Below are 2,680 nucleotides of genomic sequence, written 5' to 3' on the forward strand. Positions count from 1 at the left end.
CGAAAAAGCCGCAAACCCCGTCGTGGCCGCCCCATCCGTGTGGGAGAGGGATACCGCCGGCGTTGGATCATTGAACGCTGCTTCGGGTGGATGACCAATTACCGTCGGTTGGTAGTTCGGTATGACCGATATTTGCATATATATAGAGCTTTTTGCCTGATCGCATTCATTATTTGGTGTGTAAACCGAATTTTGAAATAGCTTCTAAACTGTATGAATACGAGACATCGATATCTATAAGATACTGGAAGAGCCCGGCATTTTCATTTCCACCGGGCTTTTTTCAAATGAAAGAAAAACAGTGTGACATCGTGGATACTTTCAACGTTTTCCTTTTTTCGTTTCCGTTTTTTAAACCAGTTCAGGGCCTCTTGGTAAGGATCCGCTTTGGGATTTTGCTGGATAATCTGATTCCAATAGCTGCGCAATTCCCTTCGCAGTTTCTTTTGCTGTATTTCGGAGCAGTTGAAAACACGATCACCTTTCTTTCTTTTCGGTGTTTCCAGATGGTTCGGTAAGTATTGCGCAGTTTTTGCTCCAATTTTTCAGCCTTTAGCCCTCTGCGATAGCGTGCGAGGATTTTCTTTTCGAGTTCTTGGGCCTCCTTCTCCTTCATCTTGAGGATGATGGATGGATTAAATAAATCCGAGCGGATGGTTCCGCCGGAGGAAATTTCAACCCAGTGCCGGGGGTCAAACAATTTCCAGCTGGAAAGGTATCCGCCGTTAATCCGGGCATGAAACAGCAACTTGACAATTTTGGGATCCTGAACGACGGATCGCACATGTTCCTCAAACTTTTCGAACGGCTGGGTGCCTAAAATCAGGACAAACGGGATGTTGTAGGCGGAAAAAAAGGCTTCAATCACCCCTTGTTGGAGAAGTGATACCAAGTGAGGAAAATGAAAGTGCAGCATTTCATAAGAAAGGCCGAAATGTCTCTGCTGCAATTCCCGCCGAAAATCCCGAAGAAATCTTGTTTTGGAAGAGGGATGCTTGCGGTTTGTGTCTGCAAGGAGAGGGGCAACCTCCTGCACAACGGAATAAACTTGATCAGCGGAGGGGTTTTCTGTGATTGAGCGGGCATCCAGATGCTTCCGCTCCCTCTGCCTTTGGCGCACCATATCCATGGCCCGCACTCTTTCCTCAATTTGATCCAGGCACCCCTCCAAATTGGTTCGGATTTCTTTGGTGGTAAAGCGAAGCACATCGTCATAACCGTGGGTAATCATGTAATAGTCCCGTAATGCATCACGGATTCTTCGATCTGGTTGTTGATGGTATCTCCCATCGACTTCTACCACGATTTTGCAATGCTTTCCCATGACTACGAAATCGGCGACGTAGCGATATCCCATTCCGTATCGGGGATTGTCGCGAATGGGATCCTGCGCCCGATAGGATATCTTGCGCCGTTTCATCCCTTCTTCCAGGATTTTCTCATATGGAGAATCCAAACTTCGAACCTTCACCGATGATCCCTCCATGTTTATAAAATCAGCCAAACAAAGAAAGCGCCGAAGAGGGCTGTTAGGCCAATGACATGATCCATTCCACTCCCGGTGGGAACGCGCGCGATCCGAAAGTACCGCTGATAGGGCCACAGCCACGGAACGCCATGCGGGGTCATTGAATCCGCTATGAGATGGCTGGCATAACCGGCAAAGGCAGCGGGAGCCAGCCCAGGATCAATTAGATAAACCGTCCATGTGATCATCCCGAGGGCAAGCAATGAGTGGGTGAAGGTCCGATGGGGAAAAATCGCTGTCAGAAGCAAAAACAGTCCAGTCAAGAGAAATGCATAGGAGTAATGGGTTAGATAGATCGAGCCCAGTCCGGCCGCCCCAATAGCAAGACGGCGCATTTTGGAATCGACTTTTGGCAGCACAAACTGGTAAATAAGGCTTTTTTCCGCATCCAGATCCGGAACTGTCGCCGCCGCTGCCGCAACGCCGATTATCACTTCTTTGGGCCATTCAGGGTGACCGGTGGCGGCGGCCACCGCCACTCCCGCCGCAGTACCCACAAATAAGTGAGTCCATCCGGTCATATACAGCCCTCCTATGAGGATAAAACCATTTTATAATCGGAAAAAGATGAAACAAAAAGAAAACGAACAAGACACCATCATCACTAATTTTATTACCCATTATACCGTAATGATATTGGAGATTCCGATGACAAACCAAGAGAAATTCAAATATTTAACGGAAATTTTGTATTGAAATTTGCAAAGAACACCCCCTCAAACCTCCGGGGGATTTGTTTCGGTGTCGTCGACCTCCAATAATGCAAAAACCCCTGGAGATCGACGACACTTCCATTTTCTTCCAATCACCCAAAGGCCAAGTGAATGAAGGGAACAACCATTTTCCCAATTGACGAAATTGTTCCCGAAGGGTATAGTGCAATATGTAGAGTATTAAATTGGAGGGCTTTTTCAGGGGTTTGTAGGTTACCTATGAGGAATTGAAACTTGATTGCCTCTAGTTGCTTCTCCAACTCCTGTCGACGGAGTTTGTAGGTTACCTATGAGGAATTGAAACGGAAGTAAGTATTATAAAGAAAACGGGGAGATACTGATGTTTGTAGGTTACCTATGAGGAATTGAAACATTTCCGTTCCCTGGGGCCTGGATCATGAAAAATTTGGTTTGTAGGTTACCTATGAGGAATTGAAAC

3 protein-coding genes are annotated in these 2,680 nt (G+C 46.8%); 1 reads left to right on the forward strand and 2 read right to left on the reverse strand.

The window, feature by feature from the left end; genetic code table 11:
* The first annotated feature begins 39 nt into the window (after window positions 1–39).
* On the forward strand, window positions 40–201 hold the full coding sequence (locus tag BM063_RS18315; RefSeq protein ID WP_425439139.1) for a transposase: 162 nt from the start codon (window positions 40–42) through the stop codon (window positions 199–201).
* Window positions 202–361: 160 nt separating this feature from the next.
* Here the strand turns inward: BM063_RS18315 and BM063_RS08265 are convergent, their stop codons facing one another.
* Entirely contained in the window at window positions 362–1,471 is a 1,110-nt protein-coding gene (locus BM063_RS08265) for an endonuclease domain-containing protein (RefSeq protein WP_177199052.1), read from the reverse strand.
* 17 nt (window positions 1,472–1,488) lie between these two features.
* Entirely contained in the window at window positions 1,489–2,049 is a 561-nt protein-coding gene (locus BM063_RS08270) for a metal-dependent hydrolase (protein ID WP_177199053.1), read from the reverse strand.
* Window positions 2,050–2,680: the final 631 nt, after the last annotated feature.

Origin of the sequence: Planifilum fulgidum, assembly GCF_900113175.1 — a bacterium.
Classification (GTDB): Bacteria; Bacillota; Bacilli; order Thermoactinomycetales; family DSM-44946; genus Planifilum; species Planifilum fulgidum.